Source organism: Acidovorax sp. SRB_14, from assembly GCF_012932145.1.
GTDB lineage: Bacteria > Pseudomonadota > Gammaproteobacteria > Burkholderiales > Burkholderiaceae_C > Simplicispira.
In genome coordinates this window covers 23,927-45,259 of the sequence record NZ_MWOK01000017.1, presented here as the reverse complement: position 1 = coordinate 45,259, position 21,333 = coordinate 23,927, and the positions used below count along the sequence as shown (strand labels likewise).

Sequence of the window (21,333 nt, the reverse complement as noted above, 5' to 3'; positions counted from 1 at the left end):
CATGTCCGACGCTTTTGCCAAGCCTTCCGCGCTCCAGCGCATCCTGCCCCTGTTCCGCTGGTTCGATGGGCCGCTGCTGGCCGTGGTGCTGGCCTTGGCGGCCGCGGGCCTGCTGGCCATGTACTCGTCGGGCTTTGACCATGGCACGCGCTTTGTCGACCATGGCCGCAACATGCTGATTGCCGCGGCGCTGATGTTTGCCGTGGCGCAGGTGCCGCCCCAGCGCATCATGGCCATGGCCGTGCCTTTGTATGTCGCGGGCTTGGCGCTGCTGGCGGCGGTGGCACTGTTTGGCATCACCAAGAAGGGCGCGCAGCGTTGGATCGACGTCGGCGTGGTGGTGCAGCCCAGCGAGCTGCTCAAGATCTCCATGCCGCTGATGCTGGCCTGGTGGTTCCAGAAGCGCGAGGGGCACCTGCGCCCGTTCGACTTTGCCGTGGCCGTGGCGCTGCTGGTGGTGCCGGTGGGGCTGATCATGAAGCAGCCCGACCTGGGCACCTCGCTGCTAGTGCTGGCGGCGGGGCTGTCGGTGATCTTTTTTGCCGGCCTGCCGTGGAAGCTGGTGGTGCCGCCGGTGGTGCTGGGCGCCGTGGCCGTGGTGCTGGTGGTGATGTTCGAACCGCAGCTGTGTGCCGACGGGGTGCGCTGGTCGGTGCTGCGCGACTACCAGCAGCAGCGCATCTGCACCCTGCTCGATCCCACGCGCGATCCGCTGGGCAAGGGCTTTCACATCATCCAGGGCATGATCGCCATCGGCTCGGGCGGCGTGTTTGGCAAGGGCTTCATGGCCGGCACGCAAACCCACCTGGAGTTCATCCCCGAGCGCACCACCGACTTCATCTTTGCCGCATTTTCGGAAGAGTTCGGCCTGGCCGGCAACCTGTTTTTGATCGTGTGCTTCGTGCTCCTGGTCTGGCGCGGCCTGGCGATCGCGGCCGGGGCGACCACGCTGTTCAGCCGCCTCATGGCGGGCGCTGTGTCCATGATCTTCTTCACCTATGCCTTTGTGAACATGGGCATGGTCAGCGGCATGCTGCCGGTGGTGGGCGTGCCGCTGCCCTTCATCAGCTATGGCGGCACGGCCATGGTCACGCTGGGGCTGGCGCTGGGCGTGCTGATGTCGATTGCGCGCACGCAGCGCCAGCCCGCCCAGCCGCCGCCGCCGGTGCTGTGACCGGCCAGGCGCCGCGGTTGGACGTCGGAGGCCCTTGCGGGTACAAAGCACGGGCCAACCGTGCTTTGGCATCACCTGGAGGTTACCCATGGCGGCAAAGTTCGAGCTCAAGAAGTCCAAGAACGACAAGTTTGTCTTCAACCTCCTGGCCACCAATGGCCAGGTCATCCTGACGAGCGAGATGTACGAGTCCCGGGCCAGTGCCCTGGGGGGCGTGGAGTCGGTCCGCAAGAACGCGCCCGACGATGCGCGCTATGGCCGCCTGAGTGCCAAGGATGGCTCGCCCTATTTCACTCTCAAGGCCGCCAACGGGCAGGTGGTCGGCCAGAGCCAGATGTATTCGGGCGAGAGGGCGCGCGATGCGGGCATCGAATCGGTCAAGCACCATGCGCCCGCTGCGGTGCTCAACGACACCACCGCCTGAGATCGTGGAACCGTCCTCGGCCGGGCAGCCGGGGCGGCCTGCGTGCCGCGCGGGATTTCAGTGCGCCCCTAAAATGGCCCGATGACCTCCCGCTCTTCCTCTGGCGCGCCGCAGCGCGCACCCACCACCCAGCGCATCGACATCGCCCGCCAGTTGCTGCTGACGCCGTTCGGGCTGGACGAAAGCCACCTGGCGCGTGCGCTGGCAGACATCCGCGCCCACCAGGTGGACGACGCCGACCTTTACTTCCAGTACACGCGCAGCGAAGGCTGGAGCCTCGAAGAGGGCATCGTCAAGACCGGCTCGTTTTCCATCGACCAGGGCGTGGGCGTGCGCGCCGTGAGCGGCGAGAAGACGGCTTTTGCCTATTCCGACGACATCTCCGAGGCCTCGCTGCTCGATGCGGCCCGCACGGTGCGCTCGATTTCGGCCACAGCGCAGAAAGGGCGGGTACGGGTAGCGGGCAAAAAGGTAGCGCCCAGCCGCAGCCTCTACCCCGGCGTGGACCCGATCTCCACGCTCGACAGCACGGCCAAGGTGGCGCTGTTGGGGAGGGTGGAGCAGCTCGCCCGCGCGAAGGACCCGCGCGTGGCGCAGGTCATGGCCGGCCTGGCCAGCGAATACGACGTGGTGCTGGTGGCGCGTGCCGACGGCACGCTGGCGGCCGATGTGCGCCCGCTGGTGCGCCTGTCGGTCACGGTGATCGCCGAGCAGGGCGGGCGCCGCGAGGTCGGCTCGGCCGGCGGTGGCGGACGCTTTGGACTGGCGTATTTTGACGACGCGCAGATCGCGCAGTACGTCGATGAGGCCGTCAATGCCGCCCTGGTCAACCTCGAATCGCGCCCGGCACCGGCCGGCGAGATGACCGTGGTGCTGGGCCCGGGCTGGCCCGGCGTGCTGCTGCACGAGGCCGTGGGCCATGGGCTGGAGGGCGACTTCAACCGCAAGGGTTCGAGCGCGTTCAGCGGCCGCATCGGCCAGCGCGTGGCGGCCAAGGGGGTGACGGTGCTCGACGACGGCACCATCGCCGATCGGCGCGGCTCGCTCAACGTGGACGACGAGGGCCATGCCAGCCAGCGCAATGTGCTGATCGAGGACGGGATCTTGAAGGGCTACATCCAGGACTCGATGAACGCCCGCCTGATGGGCGTGGCGCCCACCGGCAACGGCCGGCGCGAGAGCTATGCGCACATCCCCATGCCGCGCATGACCAACACCTACATGCTGGGTGGCGACAAGGACCCGCAGGAGATCATCGCCAGCATCAAGAAGGGCCTGTACGCCACCAATTTCGGCGGCGGCCAGGTCGACATCACCTCGGGCAAGTTCGTGTTCTCGGCCAGCGAAGCGTACTGGGTCGAAAACGGCAAGATCCTCTACCCGGTCAAGGGCGCCACCATCGTCGGCAGCGGCCCGGAGTCGCTCAAGAAGATCAGCATGATCGGCAACGACATGCGCCTGGACAGCGGTGTCGGCACCTGCGGCAAGGAAGGCCAGAGCGTGCCCGTGGGCGTGGGCCAGCCCACGCTGCGCATCGACGCCCTGACCGTGGGCGGCACCGCCTGAGCGCAGGGCGCTGCGGGCCTGCGGCGCTGCGTTGCGGCCATGACCGTGTTGCGTTCCGGCCCCAGCCTGCAGTCGTGGGACGGCATCAGCCAATGGCTGCGCCATGGCCCCGCGGATGAGGAGACGCATCCGCTGCGTGAGAGCGTGGGCGCGCTGGCCGAGCGCGTCGATGCGGCCGTGCGGGCGCGCCGTGCGCGCCTCGACCCCGCCGCCATCAGCCGCGCCGCCCTGGCGCTCGCCCAGGGTGTGCAGCAGCACCAGCTGTTTCTCACGGGGCTGGGGTCGGCCTGGCACGCGATGCACGCACTGGGCGCCTACCAAAGCGCGCTGCGCGAACTGCTGGATGCGGTCCAGGCCTGGCAACAGGCGTTGGACCGCCGCAGCCGCCGCGAGGGCGCGCGGTTCGATCGCATGGAACTGCTGGCCTGGCGCACGCTGGGCGAGGGCTTGCTGCTGATCGACATGTACGGGCAGGGCGCGGGGCCCGTGAGCGAGGCGCCCGCAGCGTCACCGGTGCGCACGCCGTCGGCCTGGACGCGGCTGCGTGGGTGGTGGAGGCGGGGCCAGCGCCCGCGCCGCTGAACACCTGACGCGGCCGATTTGCAGCTGCTGCACTGCGGCAAGACTGTGCTACATTGACCGCCATGCCACTGCACAGCGCTTTTTATTTTTGGTTTTACTTCTCGGTCCCTGGCGGATGAGAGGCCACAGCGCGCAAGCACCTGAACCCTTCCCATAAACCGCCGACGCTGCAAAGCCCGGCGGTTTTTTTGTTTTTCACCCTCTGTTTTTACCTTCTGTTTTTTTACCCCCCTCGAGAGGAAGCGTGTCATGACGACCCAAGCCACCCCCGCCAGCGATGCCTGGTACCGCAGCGTCGAAAAAACCAGCCAGACCGACGACGAACGTATCAAGGACATCACTGTGTTGCCTCCTCCCGAGCATCTGATCCGCTTTTTCCCCATCTGTGGGACCCCGGTGGAGACGCTGATCACCCAGACCCGCAAGAGCATCCACGACATCATGGCGGGCAGCGACGACCGCCTGCTCGTCGTCATCGGCCCCTGCTCCATCCACGACCCTGCCGCCGCGCTGGACTATGCGCGCCGCCTGCAGGCCGCGCGTGCGCAATATGCCGACACGCTGGAAATCGTGATGCGCGTGTACTTCGAGAAGCCCCGCACGACGGTGGGCTGGAAGGGCCTCATCAACGACCCCTACCTCGACGAGAGCTACCGCATCGACGAGGGGCTGCGCATCGCGCGCCAGCTGCTCATCGACATCAACCGCCTGGGCGTGCCCGCGGGCAGCGAGTTCCTCGACGTGATCTCGCCCCAGTACATCGGCGACCTCATCAGCTGGGGCGCCATCGGCGCGCGCACCACCGAAAGCCAGGTGCACCGCGAACTGGCCTCGGGCCTGTCGGCGCCGATCGGCTTCAAGAACGGCACCGATGGCAACATCCGCATCGCCACCGATGCCATCCAGTCGGCCAGCCGCAGCCACCACTTTCTGTCGGTGCACAAGAACGGCCAGGTCGCCATCGTGGACACCAATGGCAACCCCGACTGCCACGTCATCCTGCGCGGCGGCAAGGCGCCCAACTACGACGCCGCCAGTGTCGCCGCTGCCTGCCAGGACCTGGGCGCCGCCCACCTGCCGGCCACGCTGATGGTCGACTGCAGCCACGCCAACAGCAGCAAGCAGCACGAAAAGCAGCAGGAGGTGGCGCGCGACATCGCTGCACAGATCGCCGGCGGTTCGCGCAGCGTGTTCGGCGTGATGATCGAAAGCCACCTGAGAGCAGGCGCGCAGAAGTTCACCCCCGGCAAGGACCTGCCCGCCACCCTGGCCTATGGCAAAAGCATCACCGACGCCTGCCTGGGCTGGGAGGATTCGCTGCACACGCTCGGCGAACTCTCCGCCGCCGTGCAGGCGCGGCGCGAGGGCGCCGCGGCGCCGGTGTAAGCTCAAAAACCCAGCCCACCCACCAACAAGGATGCACCATGCACAGCGAAGTCTCTGTCACCCTGTCGCCCCGCGAAGAGTTCCGGGTCGATCTGTCGGGCAAGGCCCCCATGGCCAACGAAGAAGGGCGCCGCTGGCTCGACGAGCAGTTCATGCGCCTCGATTGCGAGCCGCTGCGCGCCAGCGGCAAGGTGCTGCTGGCCGACAAGGTGCTCACCGTGGCGCGCGCTGCCGGTGCGCCCTTGCTGGCCGATCCGGTGTGGTCGGCCGACTTCGCGCGCGCCACCACGGCCGCCCTGGCCAAACCCATCGTGCGGGTGGACGTGCCGTCCATGGCCATCAGTTATTGATCGAATAGGGCTCTGGGGCTTTCCCTGCTTGCGCTGACAGCTCTATTTCCATAGCAGCAAAGAGGCTGCCGGGAAGCGGGGCAGCGCCGCCTGGGGCGCTTCCGCCGCGCCGCACAGCACGCTTCAGCGCGACTGCAGTGCGTCCAGCAGGCGCGCATGGATGCCGCCAAACGCGCCATTGCTCATGCACACGATGTGGTCGCCCGGCTGCGCCGCCGCGAGGACCTGGCGCAGCAGCTGGTCCATGTCGGGCGCGACCTGGGCGCGCTGGCCGGGGCCCACGCCCAGCGCTTGCAGCGCTTCGCCCGCGTCCCAGTCCAGGCCCGCCGTGTGGCAGAACGCCAGGTCCGCCGCCTCCAGGGCCCAGGGCAGCTGCGCCTTCACCGCGCCCAGCTTCATGGTGTTGCTGCGCGGTTCGAACACCGCGAGGATGCGCGCCGCGGGGCCCAGGCTGCGGCGCAGGCCGTCGAGTGTGGTGCGGATGGCCGTGGGGTGGTGCGCGAAATCGTCGTAGACCGTGGTGCCCTGCACCGTGCCGCGCAGCTCCATGCGCCGGCGCACGTTCTGGAACGTGGCCAGCGCAGCTGCCGCCTGGGCCGGCGCCACGCCCACATGGTGGGCCGCGGCGATGGCCGCCAGCGCGTTGAGCTGGTTGTGCACGCCGGTCAGCGCCCACTCGACGTGTGCCACGCGCTCGCCACGCAGCAGCACATCGAAGGCGTGGGGTTCGCCTTGCGCGCTGAAGTCGCTCACCGCCGCGCCAAAACTGCGCACGCTGCTCCAGCAGCCCGCGTGCAGCACGCGCGCCAGGCTCTCTTCGAGACCATTGACCACGACGCAGCCCGTGGGCGGCACGGTGCGCACCAAATGGTGGAATTGGCGCTCGATGGCGGCAAGATCGTCAAAGATGTCGGCGTGGTCGAACTCGAGGTTGTTCAGCACCGCGGTGCGCGGGCGGTAGTGCACGAACTTGCTGCGCTTGTCGAAAAACGCCGTGTCGTATTCGTCGGCCTCGATCACGAACAGCGGGGCCGTGGCGGCCGGCCCGGCGCCCGCCACCGGGCGCACTGGAGCACCCAGGCGCGCCGACAGGCCGAAGTTCAGCGGCACGCCGCCCACCAGGAAGCCCGGCTGCAGTCCGGCGGATTCGAGGATCCAGGCCAGCATGGAGGTCGTCGTGGTCTTGCCGTGCGTGCCGGCCACGGCCAGCACATGGCGACCCTGCAGCACGTGTTCGGCCAGCCACTGCGGTCCGCTGGTGTAGGGGACGCCCGCGTCGAGGATGGCATCCATGAGCGGGAATTTGGCGCTGCCATCGGGCAGGCGCGCGCGGCTGACGACGTTGCCAATGACGAACATGTCGGGGGCCAGCGCCATCTGTTCGGCGCCAAAGCCCTCGACCAGGTCGATGCCGAGGGCGCGCAGCTGGTCGCTCATCGGCGGGTACACCCCGGCGTCGCAGCCCGTGACCTTGTGCCCAGCCTCGCGCGCCAGCGCCGCCAAGCCCCCCATGAACGTACCGCAAATGCCCAGGATGTGTATATGCATGGGTGCCGATTCTAAGGTTTTGGCAAAAATGGCCTCCAGCGCTCTTCTGGTCAGCGTTGGCAGCTATGAAAACGGGAGTAATGCCGCCGCCGCCCGTCGGGCCAAGGGCCTGCACGGCGCAGGGCCGTTGGGCGCTTGGGGCAGGATGTGGGGAGGCTGGGCGGCACAATGCGGTGCTGAAAGCCTTGCCATGAACACGTCCATCGCCTCCGAAATCGCCCGTGCGGCCGCCAGCCTGGTGGTCGAGGAGGGCCTCGAATACGGCCCCGCCAAGCGGCGCGCCCTCAAGCAGCTCGCGCTGCCCGCCCGCACGGCGCTGCCCGACAACGAGCAGGTGGAAGATGCGGTGCGCGAGCACATCGCGCTGTTCTGTGCCGACACCCAGCCCAGCGAGCTGCTCGCGCTGCGGCGCCTGGCGCTGGTCTGGATGGAGCGCATGGCCGCGTTTCGCCCGCACCTGGGCGGGGCGGTCTGGCACGGCACGGCCACGCGTTTGTCAGATATTTATCTGCAGTTGTTCTGCGATGACTGCAAATCGGCCGAGATTGCGCTGATCGACCACGGCATCGACTACGAGCCGCAAACCCTGTCCGGCTTGCACGGCAAATCCGTGGAAGCATTGAGTGTGGGCAGCCCCGTTCCCGAACTGAAAACGGTGGTCGGGGTGCACCTGCTCATCTACGACCTGGACGACCTGCGCGGGGCCTTGCGGCCCGACGCGCGCGGGCGCACGCCGCGCGGCGACCTGGCCGCGGTGCGCCGGCTTTTATTGGAGCCCAACTTGTGAGCGAAACCCCTTTCCCCTCCCTTTCCGGACCTCCGTCCGACCAAGATGTGGTCGGCGTGCGGCGTCGCCGGCTGCTGTATGCCTGTGTGGCCGCCGCCGCAGGCCTGGGGGGCGCCGGTGGGGCGTGGTGGAAATTCCAGCCCCATGCGGTCGACCCCGGTGCGCAGCAGGCGCTGTGGGGCGAGGCTTTCACCACCCCCGATGGTGCAGCACTGGCTATGCAGTCGTTCCGCGGCAAGCCTTTGCTGCTGAACTTCTGGGCCACCTGGTGCCCGCCGTGCATTGCCGAGCTGCCGATGCTGAACGCATTTTTCCGGGACAACGCCGCCCGCGGCTGGCAGGTGCTGGGGCTGGCCGTGGACCAGCCTTCGGCGGTGCGCACGTTTCTGGGCCGCCTGCCGCTCGATTTTCCGGTAGGAATGGCGGGCCTGGGCGGCACCGACCTGTCGCGCGCGCTGGGCAACCTGACGGGCGGCCTGCCATTCACCGTCGTGTTCGGCGCTGGCGGGCAGGTGCTGCACCGTAAAATGGGCCAGGTAACGCCGCAAGACCTGAAGCAGTGGGCTGCCGTGCGTTGAGGCTGTGCCATCTGCCGAGTCCGAATGCGATTGGGCAATCGCCTCTTTTAATCAAAAATGTGTTGAGAAGGCTGTAATAGGGCGAATTTGGAGTAAATTCGCGCCCTGTTCAGATTTTTAGCCGTTGGAGTCCCCATGGATTTGCGAAAACTCAAAACCCTCATTGACCTCGTATCCGAGTCGAATGTGTCCGAACTCGAAATCACCGAGGCAGAGGGCAAGGTGCGCATTGTCAAGAGCGGCGGCACGGTGGTGCAGCAGTATGTGCCCGCACCTGTGGTGGCACCAGCTGCCGCGCCCGCCGCCGCGCCAGTCGCCGAATTGCCCGCCCCCGCGGCCGCTGCGCCCACAGGCCATGTGGTCAAGTCGCCCATGGTGGGCACGTTCTACCGTGCGTCGAGCCCCGGCGCTAAATCGTTCGTGGAAGTGGGCAGTGTGGTCAAGGAAGGCGAGACCATCTGCATCATCGAGGCGATGAAGATCCTCAACGAGATCGAGGCCGACAAGTCGGGCACCATCACGCGCATCCTCGGCGAAAACGGCCAAGCCGTCGAATACGGCCAGCCGCTGTTTGTGATCGAGTAAGCACGGTATGGTCACGAAGATTCTTGTTGCGAACCGCGGTGTTCTTGCCGCAGGCAAGGCGAAGCAGATTGCACTGGCACGTGCCAGCGTGCGGGCGATGAGCCGCGGGACAGCCCATGTTTAAAAAGATACTTGTTGCCAACCGCGGCGAAATCGCCCTGCGGATCCAGCGCGCCTGCCATGAACTGGGCATCAAGGCGGTGATGGTCTATTCCGAGGCGGACCGCGATGCCAAATACATCAAGCTGGCTGAAGAAGCCGTGTGCATCGGTCCTGCGCCGTCGCCGCTGTCGTACCTCAACATGCCGGCCATCATCTCGGCCGCCGAGGTGACCGATGCCGAGGCCATCCACCCTGGATACGGCTTCTTGAGCGAGAACGCGGACTTTGCCGAGCGGGTGGAAAAGAGCGGCTTCCAGTTTATCGGCCCCACGCCCGAAAACATCCGCATGATGGGCGACAAGGTGTCGGCCAAGCAGGCCATGATCCGCGCGGGCGTGCCCTGCGTGCCGGGGTCGGACGGCGAACTGCCCGACGATCCGGTGCAGATCCGCCGCATCGCCAAAGCCGTGGGCTACCCGGTCATCATCAAGGCGGCCGGCGGCGGTGGCGGCCGTGGTATGCGCGTGGTGCACACCGAGGCCGCCCTGGTCAATGCCGTGCAGATGACCAAGGCCGAGGCCGGTGCCGCGTTTGGCAATCCGGCGGTCTACATGGAAAAATTCCTGCAGAACCCGCGCCACATTGAAATCCAGATCCTGGCCGACAAGCACCGCAACGCGGTCTACCTCGGCGAGCGCGACTGCTCCATGCAGCGGCGCCACCAGAAGGTGATCGAGGAAGCGCCGGCGCCCGGCATTCCGCGCAAGCTCATCGAGCGCATCGGCGAGCGCTGCGTCACGGCCTGCAAGAAGATCGGCTACCGCGGTGCGGGCACCTTCGAGTTCCTCTACGAGAACGGCGAGTTCTATTTCATCGAGATGAACACGCGCGTGCAGGTCGAGCACCCGGTGACCGAGTGGATCACGGGCGTGGACGTGGTGCGCACGCAGATCATGGTGGCCGCCGGTGAGAAGCTGCCTTTCACGCAGCGCCAGATCGAGGTGCGCGGCCATGCCATCGAGTGCCGCATCAACGCCGAAGACCCCTACAAGTTCATTCCTTCGCCAGGGCGCATCACCGCCTGGCACGCACCCGGCGGGCCCGGTGTGCGCGTGGACTCGCATGTCTACACGAACTACTACGTGCCGCCGAACTACGACTCCATGATCGGAAAGCTCATCGTGCACGGCGACACGCGCGAGCAGGCCCTTGCGCGCATGCGCACCGCGCTGTCCGAGACCGTGATCGAAGGCATCAACACCAACGTGCCGCTGCACCGCGAGCTGATGGTGGACGCCAAGTTCATGGCCGGTGGCACCAACATCCACTACCTGGAAGAGTGGCTGTCGCAGCGCCAGCGCTGATTTCCGCCAGCTCTTGCCCGCGGACCCACGCCCTCTTCAGCGGTGCGGGTCCGCTTTTTCTTTGCCGCAGAGGAGGCGCGATGCCATGTATGAATTGAGCCTGATGTGCCCGGAAGACCGGGTCGAAACGGTGAGCGAGGCGCTCGACGCCCTCGATGCCCTGAGCGTTTCAGTGGAGGACGCCGATGCGCAGACCGACGCCGAGCAAGCGCTGTTTGGCGAGCCCGGCATGCCGCCGCCCAAGGATGGATGGCAGCGCAGCCGCGTGGTGGCCCTGTTCGCGCAGGAGGCGGCGGCGCGCGAGGCGCTGGCATTGTTGGTGGCGCAGGATTTTTTTGCCGGCTGCCATGCGCTGGGCGTGGCGGCGGTGCCCGACCAGGACTGGGTGCGGCTGACGCAGTCGCAGTTCGCGCCCGTGGACATCACGCCCGATTTCTGGATTGTGCCAACCTGGCATGAGCCGCCCGCGCAGGCCACACGCACGATCCGGTTGGACCCGGGACTGGCGTTTGGGACCGGGACGCACCCGACAACACGCATGTGCCTGCGTTGGATCGCGCGCCAGGGGGTGGCGACGCCAGGACTGGGCCGCGTGCTTGACTACGGCTGCGGCTCGGGCATTTTGGCCATTGGCGCTGCCAAGTTTGGCGCCACCGACATCGATGCCGTCGATATCGATCCTGCGGCCGTCGAGTCCACCGCCTACAACTCACAGGCCAATGGCGTCCAGTTGCGTGCGGGCCTGCCGGACCAGGCCTCCGGCACCTACCAGACCGTGCTGGCCAACATCCTGGCGACACCGCTCAAGGTGTTGGCGCCGCTGCTGTGTGCCCATGTCGCACCGGGCGGCAGTCTGGTGCTGGCCGGCATTCTGGAGCGACAGGCACAGGAACTCCAAGATGCCTATGCCCCTTGGCTCGCGCTCTCCGTGGCAGACAGCGAGGACGGCTGGATCCTCATGGTGGCTTCGCGCTGATGCGCAGCGAGGGGCGTGCACCGCGGCCCCCTACAATCCCCAGCCGATGAGCCAGATCACCCGTTGTCCGTCCTGCGCGACCCTTTTCAAGGTCGTCGCGGACCAGCTCCGCATTTCCGACGGGTGGGTGCGCTGTGGGCATTGCCAGCAGGTGTTCGATGCGTCTGAGCATCTGCAGCCGGTGCCTGCCCCGGCACTGATGCCCGATGTGCCACTGGACCGCCAGCCACCGCCGCCGCAGCCCGCGGCGCCCTCCGTCGAGCCGCCACGCGTGTGGGGTTCTGCACGGGGGCCTGGGCCCGACGTGCCTGCTTTCGCGGCCGCTCCTGCCGCTGCCGCTGTACCCCCGGGAGGGAATGCGCCGGCTGCATGGGCCACCCCGTTTGCGTGGACCATGCCGCCGGCGCCGGCCAGCGCCTTGCCTCTCCCGGCAGCCGGGGCAGGGGACATGCGACCGGAGGACAGCGCGGAGTGCGCACCGGAGCCCTTGCCACCGGCAGGGTACGAACTTCCGACGGCGCCGCTGGAGGAGCCCGATATCCCATCGCTGCGGGGCGATGCCGAACCCGTCTTAGAGCCAGAGCCAGAGGTCGGAGGCCTTGGGGATGGGCTGCCGGAAGCGGAGACGCGGCTGGACTCGGTCCGGGAGCCGGCGGCCCTGCACGATGCGCCACAGGCCCTGCACGCGCCGGAGGACGAACCGCTGGCCGCTGGCGATGAGGTGCCCGGCGCAGCCGAACCCATGCCCACCGAGGGCGCGAGCGCGAGCGCCGAGCCATCCTTTGTGCGCATGGCGCGCCGCAAGGCCTTCTGGCGCCGGCCCGCTGTGCGTGTGACACTGGGCCTGGCGGGCGTGGCCCTGCTGTGCGCGCTGGTGCTGCAGGTGGTGGTGCAGCAGCGCGATGCCATCGCTGCGGCCCGGCCCCAGTGGCGTCCGTTCCTTCAGGGCTTGTGCGCACCACTGCGGTGCCGCGTCGAGGCGCATCGGCAGATAGCGTCCGTGGTGGTCGACAGCTCGTCCTTCAACAAACTGCGCGGCGAAAGCTACCAGTTTTCGCTGGCGCTCAAGAACCGTTCCCATCTGGTGCTCGCCATGCCGGCCGTGGAGCTGACGCTCACCGATGCACAAGACCAGCCAGTGCTGCGGCGGGTGCTGCTGCCCCAGGACTTGGGCGCGCCGCCCGTACTGCCCGCCCTGGGCGACTGGAGTGCGAGTCTGCAGGTGCATGTGGCCCTGGGCAATGCGCGCATCGCCGGCTACCGGGTGCTGGCTTTTTATCCCTGAAACGGCTTTGGCCTGAAAAGAACTTTTGATATGGCAGTCCTGATTTGCGGTTCCCTGGCGTTTGACACCATCATGACCTTCGAGGGGCGCTTTGCCGAGCAGATCCTGCCCGATCAGCTGCACATCCTGAACGTGTCGTTTCTGGTGCCGTCGCTGCGGCGGGACTTTGGCGGCTGTGCGGGCAACATTGCCTACAGCCTCAAGCTGCTGGGCGGAGAGCCCTTGCCGATGGCGGCGCTGGGCAGCGATGGTGCGGAATACCTGGAGCGCCTGCAATCCCTGGGCATCAGCACAGCCCATGTGCGGCAGGTGGAAGACACCTATACCGCGCAGGCGATGATCATGACCGACCGCGACAACAACCAAATCACCGCGTTCCATCCCGGCGCGATGATGCAGGCCCACGCCAACCGCATCGATGCCGGCCTGACCGGCGTGCGCCTGGGCATCATCGCGCCCGACGGGCGCGATGCCATGCTGCAACATGCGGCGCAGTTCGTGGCCGCGGGCATCCCGTTCGTGTTCGACCCGGGCCAGGGCCTGCCCATGTTCAATGCCGAGGAGCTGACGTGGTTTGTCGAGCAGGCCAGCTGGGTGACGGTGAACGACTACGAAGGCAAGATGCTGTGCGAGCGCACCGGCTGGAGCTTGGCGGACATTTCGCGCAAGATCCGTGGTCTGGTCGTCACATTGGGAGGCGAGGGGTGCGACGTGTGGATCGATGGCGAAAAGGAGCATGTCACCGCGGCGGTGCCCGAGCGCGTCGTCGACCCCACGGGCTGCGGCGATGCGTGGCGGGGAGCGCTGCTGTTTGGCCTGGAGCAAGGCTGGCCCTTGGCGCGCTGTGCCGCGCTGGGCAACCGCCTGGGCGCACTCAAGATTGCCCGGCGCGGTCCCCAAAACTATGTGTTAAACGCTGCGATGTGGTGAGCAGGCACAAAAAAACCCGGTGCCAGAACACCGGGTTTTTGCGTGGAGCGCGCTCTCTCAGGGTTTGGTACCCGTAGGGAAGGGCCATGCTGCCTGGGGGTTGAGCGTGGTCTGCGCCGCAGGAGCGGCGACGGGGGTCTTGGCCGGCTTCTTGGCTGCGACCGCCTTTTTCATCGCAGGCTTCGCCTGCGCTGCTGCTGCCTTCGGCGCTGCTGCAGCCTTCTTGGCCGGCGCGGCGGAGGAGGTGGCTGCCGCTTTTTTGGCCGGGGCCGCGGCCTTGGCCGCCGTCACTTTCTTGGCGGGAGCAGCCTTCTTTGCAGGCACTGCAGCTTTCTTGGCGGCCGGGGCCTTCTTGGCAGCGGGTGCTGCCTTGCCGGGCGCTGCAGCCTTCTTCGCGGTGGCGGTCTTTTTCGCCGGCGCAGCGGCCTTCTTGGCAGGAGCCGCGGCCTTTTTGGCAGGAGCCGCAGTCTTCTTCGCAGGAGCCGCAGCCTTCTTGGCAGGAGCCGCAGCCTTCTTCGCAGGGCTTGCCGCCTTTTTCGCCGGTGCTGACTTCTTGGCGGCCACGGACTTTTGGGCCGCTGCGGCCTTCTTGGCAGGTGCAGCCTTGGCCGGAGCCGCTGCCTTCTTGGCGGGGGTTGCGCTCTGGGCTGGAGCCGTCTTTTTCGCGGCTGTCTTGGCTGACGGCGTGGCCGTTTTCACTGCGGCGGACTTGGCGGCTGCAGTCTTGGTGGCGGATGCCGTGGCCTTGGTGGCGGATGCGGTTTTCTTTGCGGGTGCGGCCTTCTTGGCGGCCGGTTTTTTTGCAGTTGCCATCATGTTCTCCTTCGGTCAATGAGCAAAGAGCACTTCCTGCCTGCTGTGGGCACGAAGCGATCCATGGCGATGGAGCAAGCGTCCATCGCCATGAACACGGGGACGCCGCGCGCGCCAGCACGGAGTGCTGTGGCGGGTGCGGGGCGTGAAAAGGAAAGCCATGGGCGGTATGCGGTGCGCTGCACTCAGTCCCAGGACAGGGCTCCGCCCGTCTGGTACTCGATGACGCGGGTTTCGAAGAAGTTGCGTTCCTTCTTCAGGTCGATCATCTCGCTCATCCAGGGGAACGGGTTTTCTTCGTTGGGGAAGAGGGTTTCCAGGCCAATCTGCGTGGCTCGGCGGTTGGCGATGTAGCGCAGGTAGCCCTTGAACATGGAGGCGTTCATGCCCAGCACGCCGCGGGGCATGGTGTCTTCCGCGTATCGGTATTCCAGCTCCACGGCCTTCATGAACAAGGCCTTGATCTCGTCCTTGAACTCGGCGGTCCAGAGGTGCGGATTTTCGAGCTTGAGCTGGTTGATCAGGTCGATGCCGAAGTTGCAGTGCATGGACTCGTCGCGCAGGATGTACTGGTACTGCTCGGCGGCGCCCGTCATCTTGTTCTGCCGGCCCAGCGCGAGGATCTGCGTGAAGCCGACATAGAAGAACAGGCCTTCCATGAGGCAGGCGAAAACGATCAGCGACTTGAGCAGGGTCTGGTCGTTTTCATGCGTGCCGGTGTGGAAGTGCGGATCGCTGATGGCCTCGATGAACGGGATCAGGAATTCGTCCTTGTCGCGGATCGACTGCACTTCGTTGTAGGCGTTGAAGATCTCGCCCTCGTCCAGGCCCAGCGACTCGACGATGTACTGGTAGGCGTGGGTGTGGATGGCCTCTTCAAAGGCCTGGCGCAGCAGGAACTGTCGGCACTCGGGCGCGGTGATGTGGCGGTAGGTGCCCAGCACGATGTTGTTGGCGGCCAGCGAGTCGGCGGTCACGAAAAAACCGAGGTTGCGCTTGATGATGCGGCGCTCGTCTTCGGTCAGGCCGTTGGGGTCTTTCCACAACGCGATGTCGCGCGTCATGTTCACCTCTTGCGGCATCCAGTGGTTGGCGCAGGTGGCCAGGTATTTTTCCCAGGCCCATTTGTATTTGAAAGGCACCAGTTGGTTGACGTCGGTCTGGCCATTGATGATGCGCTTGTCGGCGGCGTTCACGCGGCTGCTTTGCGGCGCTACAGATGCGGGAGCTGCCGGCGCAATGGCGGCGGGCGCTGTGGCCGGGATGGTTTGCAAGGCGGGTGTCTGGAATGGCGCGGGCGGTTGATCCACCAGGCGGTTTGTGGGGAGACCGCTGTCCAGTTGTGTTGGCGATGAGGGAGTGACTTCTTCGTCCCAGGTCAGCATAGATTTTCCAGTGCTCGGATTATGAAAGCAGCGCCGCGAAATGCAAAGCGTTGGTGCATGGCGCGGCGCTGTTTTGTTGCTTGGTAGCACATGCGAAGCCGAGCTTTTTCGCGGCTTCGCACGTGGATTTATTGGCAGGCTTCGCAGGTCGGGTCGTCGATGGCGCAGAACTTCACATCGGTCGCTGGCGCCGCGCCCATGTGCGCTTGTGCTGCGGCGGCTGCGGCTTCGAGTGCACCGGCGTTGCCAGCGGCTTCGCTGCCCGACGACACGGCGTTGAGCCGACCGCTTTGCACCGTGGACTTCTCAGCCTGGGTGGCGCTGGTGGTGCGCAGGTAGTAGGTGGTCTTGAGGCCGCGCAGCCACGCCAGCTTGTAGGTCTCGTCGAGCTTTTTGCCCGATGCGCCCGCCATGTAGATGTTCAGCGACTGGGCCTGGTCGATCCACTTCTGGCGCCGTGCCGCGGCCTCCACCAGCCAGGTGGTCTCGACTTCAAATGCGGTCGCATAGAGCGACTTGATGTTGTGTGGCACACGGTCGATGGGGCGCAGGGATCCGTCGAAATGCTTGAGGTCCATGACCATCACGTCGTCCCACAGACCGAGGCGCTTCAGGTCGCGCACCAGGTAGCCGTTGATGATGGTGAACTCCCCCGAGAGGTTGGACTTGACCGACAGGTTGCCAAAGCAGGGCTCGATCGATGCGTCCACGCCCACGATGTTGGAGATGGTGGCCGTGGGTGCAATGGCCGTGCAGTTGGAGTTGCGCATGCCATCCTGTGCGATCTTCTTGCGCAGCGCTTCCCAGTCCAGCGTCGACGACCGGTCCACTTCGACATAGCCGCCCCGCGCTTTTTGGAGCATGTCGATGGTGTCGTAAGGCAGGATGCCCTGGCTCCACAGCGAGCCCTGGTAGGTCTGGTACTGGCCGCGTTCGCGCGCCAGTTCCGACGAGGCCCAGTAGGCGTAGTAGCAGATGGCTTCCATCGACGTGTCGGCGAACTCGACGGCCTGCTGCGATGCGTAGGGGATGCGCAGTTCGTACAGGCTGTCCTGGAAGCCCATCAGGCCCAGGCCCACCGGGCGGTGGCGCAGGTTCGAGTCCTTGGCTTTTTGCACGGCGTAGTAGTTGATGTCGATCACGTTGTCGAGCATGCGCATCGCCGTCTTGATGGTCTTTTGCAGCTTGGCGTGGTCGATGGCGCCGTCTTTCAGGTGCTGCAGCAGGTTGACGGAGCCGAGGTTGCAGACGGCCGTTTCGGTGTCGCTGGTGTTGAGCGTGATCTCGGTGCACAGGTTGCTGGAGTGCACCACGCCGGCGTGCTGCTGGGGCGAGCGCACGTTGCAGGCGTCCTTGAACGTGATCCAGGGGTGGCCGGTCTCGAACAGCATGGTCAGCATCTTGCGCCACAGGTCGGTGGCCTGGATGGTGCGTGCCGGCTTGATCTCCCCGCGAGCGGCCTTGGCTTCATAGGCCACGTAGGCCTTCTCAAAATCGGCGCCGAAGAGGTCGTGCAGGTCGGGCACGTTGTTGGGCGAGAACAGCGTCCACGAGCCCTTTTCCATGACGCGGCGCATGAACAGGTCGGGGATCCAGTTGGCCGTGTTCATGTCGTGCGTGCGGCGGCGGTCGTCGCCGGTGTTCTTGCGCAGCTCCAGGAACTCTTCGATGTCGAGGTGCCAGGTTTCGAGGTAGGTGCAGACCGCGCCCTTGCGCTTGCCGCCCTGGTTCACCGCCACGGCGGTGTCGTTGACCACCTTGAGGAAAGGCACCACGCCTTGCGATTCGCCATTGGTGCCCTTGATGTGCGAGCCCAGGGCGCGCACGCGCGTCCAGTCGTTGCCCAGGCCACCGGCAAACTTCGACAGCAGGGCGTTTTCCTTGATCGACTCATAGATGCCATCCAGATCGTCGGGCACCGTGGTCAGATAGCAAGACGACAGCTGCGAGCGCAGCGTGCCGCTGTTGAACAGCGTGGGCGTGCTGGACATGAAGTCGAACGAGGACAGCACCTCGTAGAACTCGATGGCGCGTGCCTCGCGGTCCGATTCCTTCAGCGCCAGGCCCATGGCCACGCGCATGAAGAAGGCCTGTGGCAATTCGATGCGGGACTTCTGCACATGCAGGAAATAGCGATCGAACAGGGTCTGCAGGCCCAGGTAGTCGAATTGCAGGTCGCGCGAAGGCTGCAGGGCAGCGGCCAGGCGCGGCAGGTCGTAGGTCAGCAGCTGGGGGTCGAGCAGCTCGGCGTCCACACCCTTCTGGATGAAGGCCGGGAAGTAGCTGGCGTACTCGGTGGCCAGTTCGGCTTGCGTCACGTCCTTGCCCAGGACTTCCTTGGCGATGGTGTGCAGCAGCAGGCGGGCCGTGGCGTAGGTGTAGTCCGGGTCTTTTTCAATCAGCGTGCGCGCCGCCAGGATGGATGCCTTGTACACCTCGTCGACGGGCACGCCGTCGTACAGGTTGCGCATGGTCTCGGTGACGATGGGTTCGGCCTTCACGTCGGCGCCCAGGCCCGAGCAGGCGTCTTCGATCAGCGAGCGCAGGCGCGGCAGGTCGAGCGCGTAGCGGCGGTCGCCATCGACCACGTTCAGCACCGGCGTGGCCGGCGCTGCCTGCACCTGCTGGCGCGCGCGGTCTTGCGCATGGCTTTCGCGGTAGAGCACATAGGCGCGCGCCACCTCGTGGTGGCCCCCGCGCATCAGGCCCAGCTCCACCTGGTCCTGCACGTCCTCGATGTGGAAGGTGCCGCCGCCCGGGCGCGAGCGCATGAGTGCGCGCACGACGTTCTGCGTCAGGTGATCGACCACTTCGCGCACGCTGGCAGACGCTGCACCCTGGGAGCCGTGCACCGCCAGGAAAGCCTTCATCATGGCGATGGCGATCTTTGGAGGCTCGAAATGCACGACGGCGCCGTTGCGGCGCAGGATCTGGTAGTGGGGCAGCGTGGCGCCGGCGCCCGGCGCAGCAGCAGAGGCTGGAGCGGCCACAGCAGCGTCCGCAGGGGGCAGGGGGGAATGGTTCGTAGCAGCTTGCATGGCGTCCTCTCGTTGGGCTGGCAGGGTGAAGTGGCGCGGCGGATGGGTCTGCGCCGCGCAAAACGTAATGTGCCGGGTGCACACCCGATCACGCTATAGGTGGTGTGTGGAGTGGCTTCAATACACTACCGGTAGTGTATAGCGCCCCGGGCTTTCGTGGTGCATGGGGTCATGGCAAAGCCGCCTGGCGTCCGTCTTCGGACGGCGCACAGCCCCGGCTGGCGGGGGCAGGAAGGTCTGTCGGCGCGCTCCGGCGGCCACTTTGGCGTCGGGAGCGGCGTGGTGCCTGGCGGTGCGGGTCTGTGGACGCAGTGCCTATCGAAAACCCTTGCCCGCACAGAGACTGAAAAATTCCGCGGGAAGGGGCGCCATTCTAGGGGATGGGCGGGAAGCGGCTGGCATCCCAACCCAGTATTTTTTGCAGCCGCACCCAGTCAAAGCCGCAGCCCGGATCTGCCTTGCGATCGGGGGCGATGTGCTCGTGGCCGGCCACGTGGGCCAGGGGGTAGCGCTTTGCCAGGTCGGTGCACAGCCTGGCCAGGGCGGCGTACTGCGCAGGCTCGAAAGTTCCGCCTTCCAGTCCTTCCAGCTCGATGCCGATCGAGTCGTCATTGCACTGCGGGCGGCCCCGGTACCACGATGCCCCGGCATGCCAGGCGCGCTGGTCGCAGTCGACGAACTGCCAGACCGTGCCATCGCGCCGCACAAAGAAATGGGCCGAGACCTGCAGGCCGCGAATGCTCTGGTAGTAAGGGTGCGCATCCCAGTCGAGGGCGTTGGTGAACAGCTCCTGCACCGCTGTGCCGCCGTATGCGCCCGGGGGCAGGCTGATCGAGTGCACCACCACGAGGTCTGTGACCGCGCCCGCGGGGCGTGGTCCGAAGTTGGGCGAGGGCAGGTGCACGGCGCCGCTGTGCCAGCCGCCCGACCAGGGCGAGGCGGTGTCGGGTGCGGCGCTGTGCGCTTCAGCTTTCGGCGTCGGCGTCGGCATGGGGCTCGGGGTCGTGCGGCGCAGCGATGTTCAGGCGGGCGATCCGGTAGCGGATCTGCCGCAGGCTGATGCCCAGCCGCGCTGCGGTGGCCGTGCGGTTGAACCCGGCTTCGCGCAGGGCGCGCACCAGAATGTCGCGCTCTTGCTGGTCCAGCCAGGCCTGCAGGTCGCTGGGCAGGTCGCCGGCGTTGGGCGCCGCGGTGCCAGGGGCGGGCAGGGTCTGCTGGCGGGGAGGCAGGTCGGGCTGCATGCCGGGGGCGCTTTCTTCCACATGCAGGCTGTCGCCGTCGCTCAACGCCACGGCGCGGTGCAGCAGGTTCTCCAGCTCGCGCACGTTACCCTTGAGGGGGTGGCGGGCAATGGCGGCCAGGGCTGCATCGCTGAGGGGCGGAGAGGCCACGCCCGACTCCTGTGCGATGCGGGCCAAGAGGGCCCGGCATAGCGCAGGCAGGTCTTCGCGGCGCTCGCGCAGCGGCGGGATGGTGATTTCGATGACGTTCAGCCGGTAGTACAGGTCTTGCCGGAAACGGCCTGCCTGCACGTCGCCCGCCAGGTCGCGGTGCGTGGCGCTGACGATGCGCACGTCCACCGCCTCTTCCTGGGTCGATCCCAGCGGGCGCACGCCGCGCTCCTGGATGGCGCGCAGCAGCTTGGATTGCATGGCCAGTGGCAGGTCGCCGATCTCGTCGAGGAACAGCGTGCCGCCCTGCGCGGCCTGAAAGTAGCCCTGGCGGTCTTGCACCGCGCCGGTGTACGAGCCCTTGCGCGCACCGAAGAACTCGGCTTCGAGCAGGTTTTCGGGGATGGCGCCGCAGTTGACGGCCACCATGGGCCCGGCGGCGCGGTGGCTGCTGGCGTGCAGGGCTTGCGCCACCAGCTCCTTGCCCGTGCCCGACTCGCCACGCACGAGCACCGGGGCCATGCTGCGCGCCACCTTGGCCACGCGCTGCTTGACGTTGCGCATCGGCTCGGAATCGCCCACCAGCCGGTCGAGCGCGGTGCTGTCGCTGTCGCCGAAGTCGCCCGCTGCCGCGGGGCGCGCTGGCGGCGTGCGGGTGCCGCTGCGCGGCGCAGGCACACCGTCCGTGCCCTGCACGGCCGAGGCCACGACCGAGCGGAACTGCTTGAGGTCGACCGGTTTGGTCAGGTAGTCGAAAGCGCCCGAGCGCAGTGCCTCGACGGCGTTTTCGGCCGAGCCATAGGCGGTCATGACCACGCAGCGTTCACGCCGCTGCGCCGTGCGCAGCTCCTGCAGCAGCTCCATGCCAAACCCGTCGGGCAGGCGCATGTCGCTGATGACCACATCAAAACGCTGCGCCTGCAGCTGGTCGCGTGCTTCGCACAGCGTCGCGGCGGTTTCCACACGGTAGCCTTCGCGCAGCAACGTCAGTTCGTACAGCGTGCGCAGGTCGGGCTCGTCGTCAACGACCAGGATGGAGGCAGCAGGAGGTGCGTGCATGGCGGTGCGG

Annotated in this window: 20 protein-coding genes and 1 pseudogene; 15 read left to right on the top strand and 6 right to left on the bottom strand. The window is 66.7% G+C overall.

All coding sequences use genetic code 11. The features are described 5' to 3' along the window. The first annotated feature begins 1 nt into the window (after position 1). The 6 genes from rodA to B2J86_RS13320 all read left to right on the top strand — a co-directional run bounded on the left by rodA (position 2) and on the right by B2J86_RS13320 (position 5,482). Complete coding sequence (gene rodA, locus B2J86_RS13345) at positions 2–1,174, top strand: rod shape-determining protein RodA (RefSeq protein ID WP_169168037.1); 1,173 nt, start codon at positions 2–4, stop codon at positions 1,172–1,174. A gap of 88 nt (positions 1,175–1,262) precedes the next feature. After that, on the top strand, positions 1,263–1,598 hold the full coding sequence (locus tag B2J86_RS13340; RefSeq protein ID WP_169634310.1) for a YegP family protein: 336 nt from the start codon (positions 1,263–1,265) through the stop codon (positions 1,596–1,598). An 81-nt stretch (positions 1,599–1,679) separates the two neighbouring features. Continuing rightward, positions 1,680–3,164, top strand: coding sequence for a metalloprotease TldD (tldD, locus tag B2J86_RS13335; protein WP_173025851.1), 1,485 nt, complete (start codon positions 1,680–1,682; stop codon positions 3,162–3,164). Between the two features lie 39 nt (positions 3,165–3,203). After that, positions 3,204–3,746, top strand: a complete 543-nt coding sequence (locus tag B2J86_RS13330; RefSeq protein ID WP_173025850.1) for a hypothetical protein — start codon at positions 3,204–3,206, stop codon at positions 3,744–3,746. Positions 3,747–3,995: 249 nt separating this feature from the next. After that, the gene (locus tag B2J86_RS13325) at positions 3,996–5,132 is read left to right on the top strand and encodes a 3-deoxy-7-phosphoheptulonate synthase (RefSeq protein WP_169168041.1); all 1,137 of its coding nucleotides are present in this window, start codon (positions 3,996–3,998) and stop codon (positions 5,130–5,132) included. A gap of 38 nt (positions 5,133–5,170) precedes the next feature. Next, a complete protein-coding gene (locus B2J86_RS13320) occupies positions 5,171–5,482 on the top strand; it encodes a hypothetical protein (protein WP_169168042.1) in 312 nt (103 codons plus the stop codon). A gap of 123 nt (positions 5,483–5,605) precedes the next feature. On the opposite strand, the gene mpl is transcribed toward B2J86_RS13320, so the two are convergent. Next, positions 5,606–7,030 carry a UDP-N-acetylmuramate:L-alanyl-gamma-D-glutamyl-meso-diaminopimelate ligase gene (gene mpl, locus B2J86_RS13315; protein ID WP_173025849.1) on the bottom strand — a complete coding sequence of 475 codons (1,425 nt, stop codon included), beginning with the start codon at positions 7,028–7,030 and terminating at the stop codon, positions 5,606–5,608. Between the two features lie 190 nt (positions 7,031–7,220). Here mpl and B2J86_RS13310 point away from each other — a divergent pair, with 190 nt between their 5' ends. The 8 genes and pseudogenes from B2J86_RS13310 (at position 7,221) to B2J86_RS13280 (ending at position 13,637) form a co-directional block, all read left to right on the top strand. Further along, positions 7,221–7,817: a hypothetical protein gene (locus tag B2J86_RS13310; RefSeq protein WP_169634308.1), complete on the top strand. Its 597-nt coding sequence runs from the start codon at positions 7,221–7,223 to the stop codon at positions 7,815–7,817. 56 nt (positions 7,818–7,873) lie between these two features. Continuing rightward, positions 7,874–8,395, top strand: a complete 522-nt coding sequence (locus B2J86_RS13305; RefSeq protein WP_173025867.1) for a TlpA disulfide reductase family protein — start codon at positions 7,874–7,876, stop codon at positions 8,393–8,395. 135 nt (positions 8,396–8,530) lie between these two features. Then, positions 8,531–8,980, top strand: a complete 450-nt coding sequence (gene accB / locus B2J86_RS13300; protein WP_169634307.1) for an acetyl-CoA carboxylase biotin carboxyl carrier protein — start codon at positions 8,531–8,533, stop codon at positions 8,978–8,980. Positions 8,981–9,096: 116 nt separating this feature from the next. After that, positions 9,097–10,446, top strand: a complete 1,350-nt coding sequence (accC, locus tag B2J86_RS13295) for an acetyl-CoA carboxylase biotin carboxylase subunit (RefSeq protein ID WP_169168046.1) — start codon at positions 9,097–9,099, stop codon at positions 10,444–10,446. Positions 10,447–10,531: 85 nt separating this feature from the next. Beyond that, the gene (gene prmA, locus B2J86_RS13290; RefSeq protein ID WP_173025848.1) at positions 10,532–11,422 is read left to right on the top strand and encodes a 50S ribosomal protein L11 methyltransferase; all 891 of its coding nucleotides are present in this window, start codon (positions 10,532–10,534) and stop codon (positions 11,420–11,422) included. Further along, positions 11,346–11,573 (top strand): annotated as a pseudogene (locus B2J86_RS18445) (zinc-ribbon domain-containing protein); the annotation flags it as partial. The gene prmA and the pseudogene B2J86_RS18445, both read left to right, overlap by 77 nt. 591 nt (positions 11,574–12,164) lie before the next feature. Further along, positions 12,165–12,707 (top strand): DUF3426 domain-containing protein, encoded by a 543-nt coding sequence (locus B2J86_RS18230; RefSeq protein ID WP_254068108.1) that lies wholly within the window; start codon positions 12,165–12,167, stop codon positions 12,705–12,707. A 30-nt stretch (positions 12,708–12,737) separates the two neighbouring features. After that, positions 12,738–13,637 carry a carbohydrate kinase family protein gene (locus tag B2J86_RS13280; protein WP_169168049.1) on the top strand — a complete coding sequence of 300 codons (900 nt, stop codon included), beginning with the start codon at positions 12,738–12,740 and terminating at the stop codon, positions 13,635–13,637. Between the two features lie 57 nt (positions 13,638–13,694). Here B2J86_RS13280 and B2J86_RS13275 read toward each other — a convergent pair whose 3' ends face one another. Further along, positions 13,695–14,336, bottom strand: a complete 642-nt coding sequence (locus B2J86_RS13275; protein ID WP_371736549.1) for a histone — start codon at positions 14,334–14,336, stop codon at positions 13,695–13,697. Here B2J86_RS13275 and B2J86_RS18440 point away from each other — a divergent pair. Beyond that, positions 14,323–14,472 carry a hypothetical protein gene (locus B2J86_RS18440; RefSeq protein ID WP_371736552.1) on the top strand — a complete coding sequence of 50 codons (150 nt, stop codon included), beginning with the start codon at positions 14,323–14,325 and terminating at the stop codon, positions 14,470–14,472. The genes B2J86_RS13275 and B2J86_RS18440 overlap by 14 nt on opposite strands. A gap of 163 nt (positions 14,473–14,635) precedes the next feature. On the opposite strand, the gene B2J86_RS13270 is transcribed toward B2J86_RS18440, so the two are convergent. The 4 genes from B2J86_RS13270 to B2J86_RS13255 all read right to left on the bottom strand — a co-directional run bounded on the left by B2J86_RS13270 (position 14,636) and on the right by B2J86_RS13255 (position 21,323). Next, the gene (locus B2J86_RS13270) at positions 14,636–15,835 is read right to left on the bottom strand and encodes a ribonucleotide-diphosphate reductase subunit beta (protein WP_173025845.1); all 1,200 of its coding nucleotides are present in this window, start codon (positions 15,833–15,835) and stop codon (positions 14,636–14,638) included. A gap of 128 nt (positions 15,836–15,963) precedes the next feature. Then, positions 15,964–18,873, bottom strand: coding sequence for a ribonucleoside-diphosphate reductase subunit alpha (locus B2J86_RS13265; protein ID WP_173025844.1), 2,910 nt, complete (start codon positions 18,871–18,873; stop codon positions 15,964–15,966). A 373-nt stretch (positions 18,874–19,246) separates the two neighbouring features. Next, positions 19,247–19,864, bottom strand: a complete 618-nt coding sequence (gene ampD, locus B2J86_RS13260; RefSeq protein ID WP_169168053.1) for a 1,6-anhydro-N-acetylmuramyl-L-alanine amidase AmpD — start codon at positions 19,862–19,864, stop codon at positions 19,247–19,249. Next, complete coding sequence (locus tag B2J86_RS13255; protein WP_173025843.1) at positions 19,839–21,323, bottom strand: sigma-54 dependent transcriptional regulator; 1,485 nt, start codon at positions 21,321–21,323, stop codon at positions 19,839–19,841. The genes ampD and B2J86_RS13255 overlap by 26 nt, the downstream gene beginning before the upstream one ends. Positions 21,324–21,333: the final 10 nt, after the last annotated feature.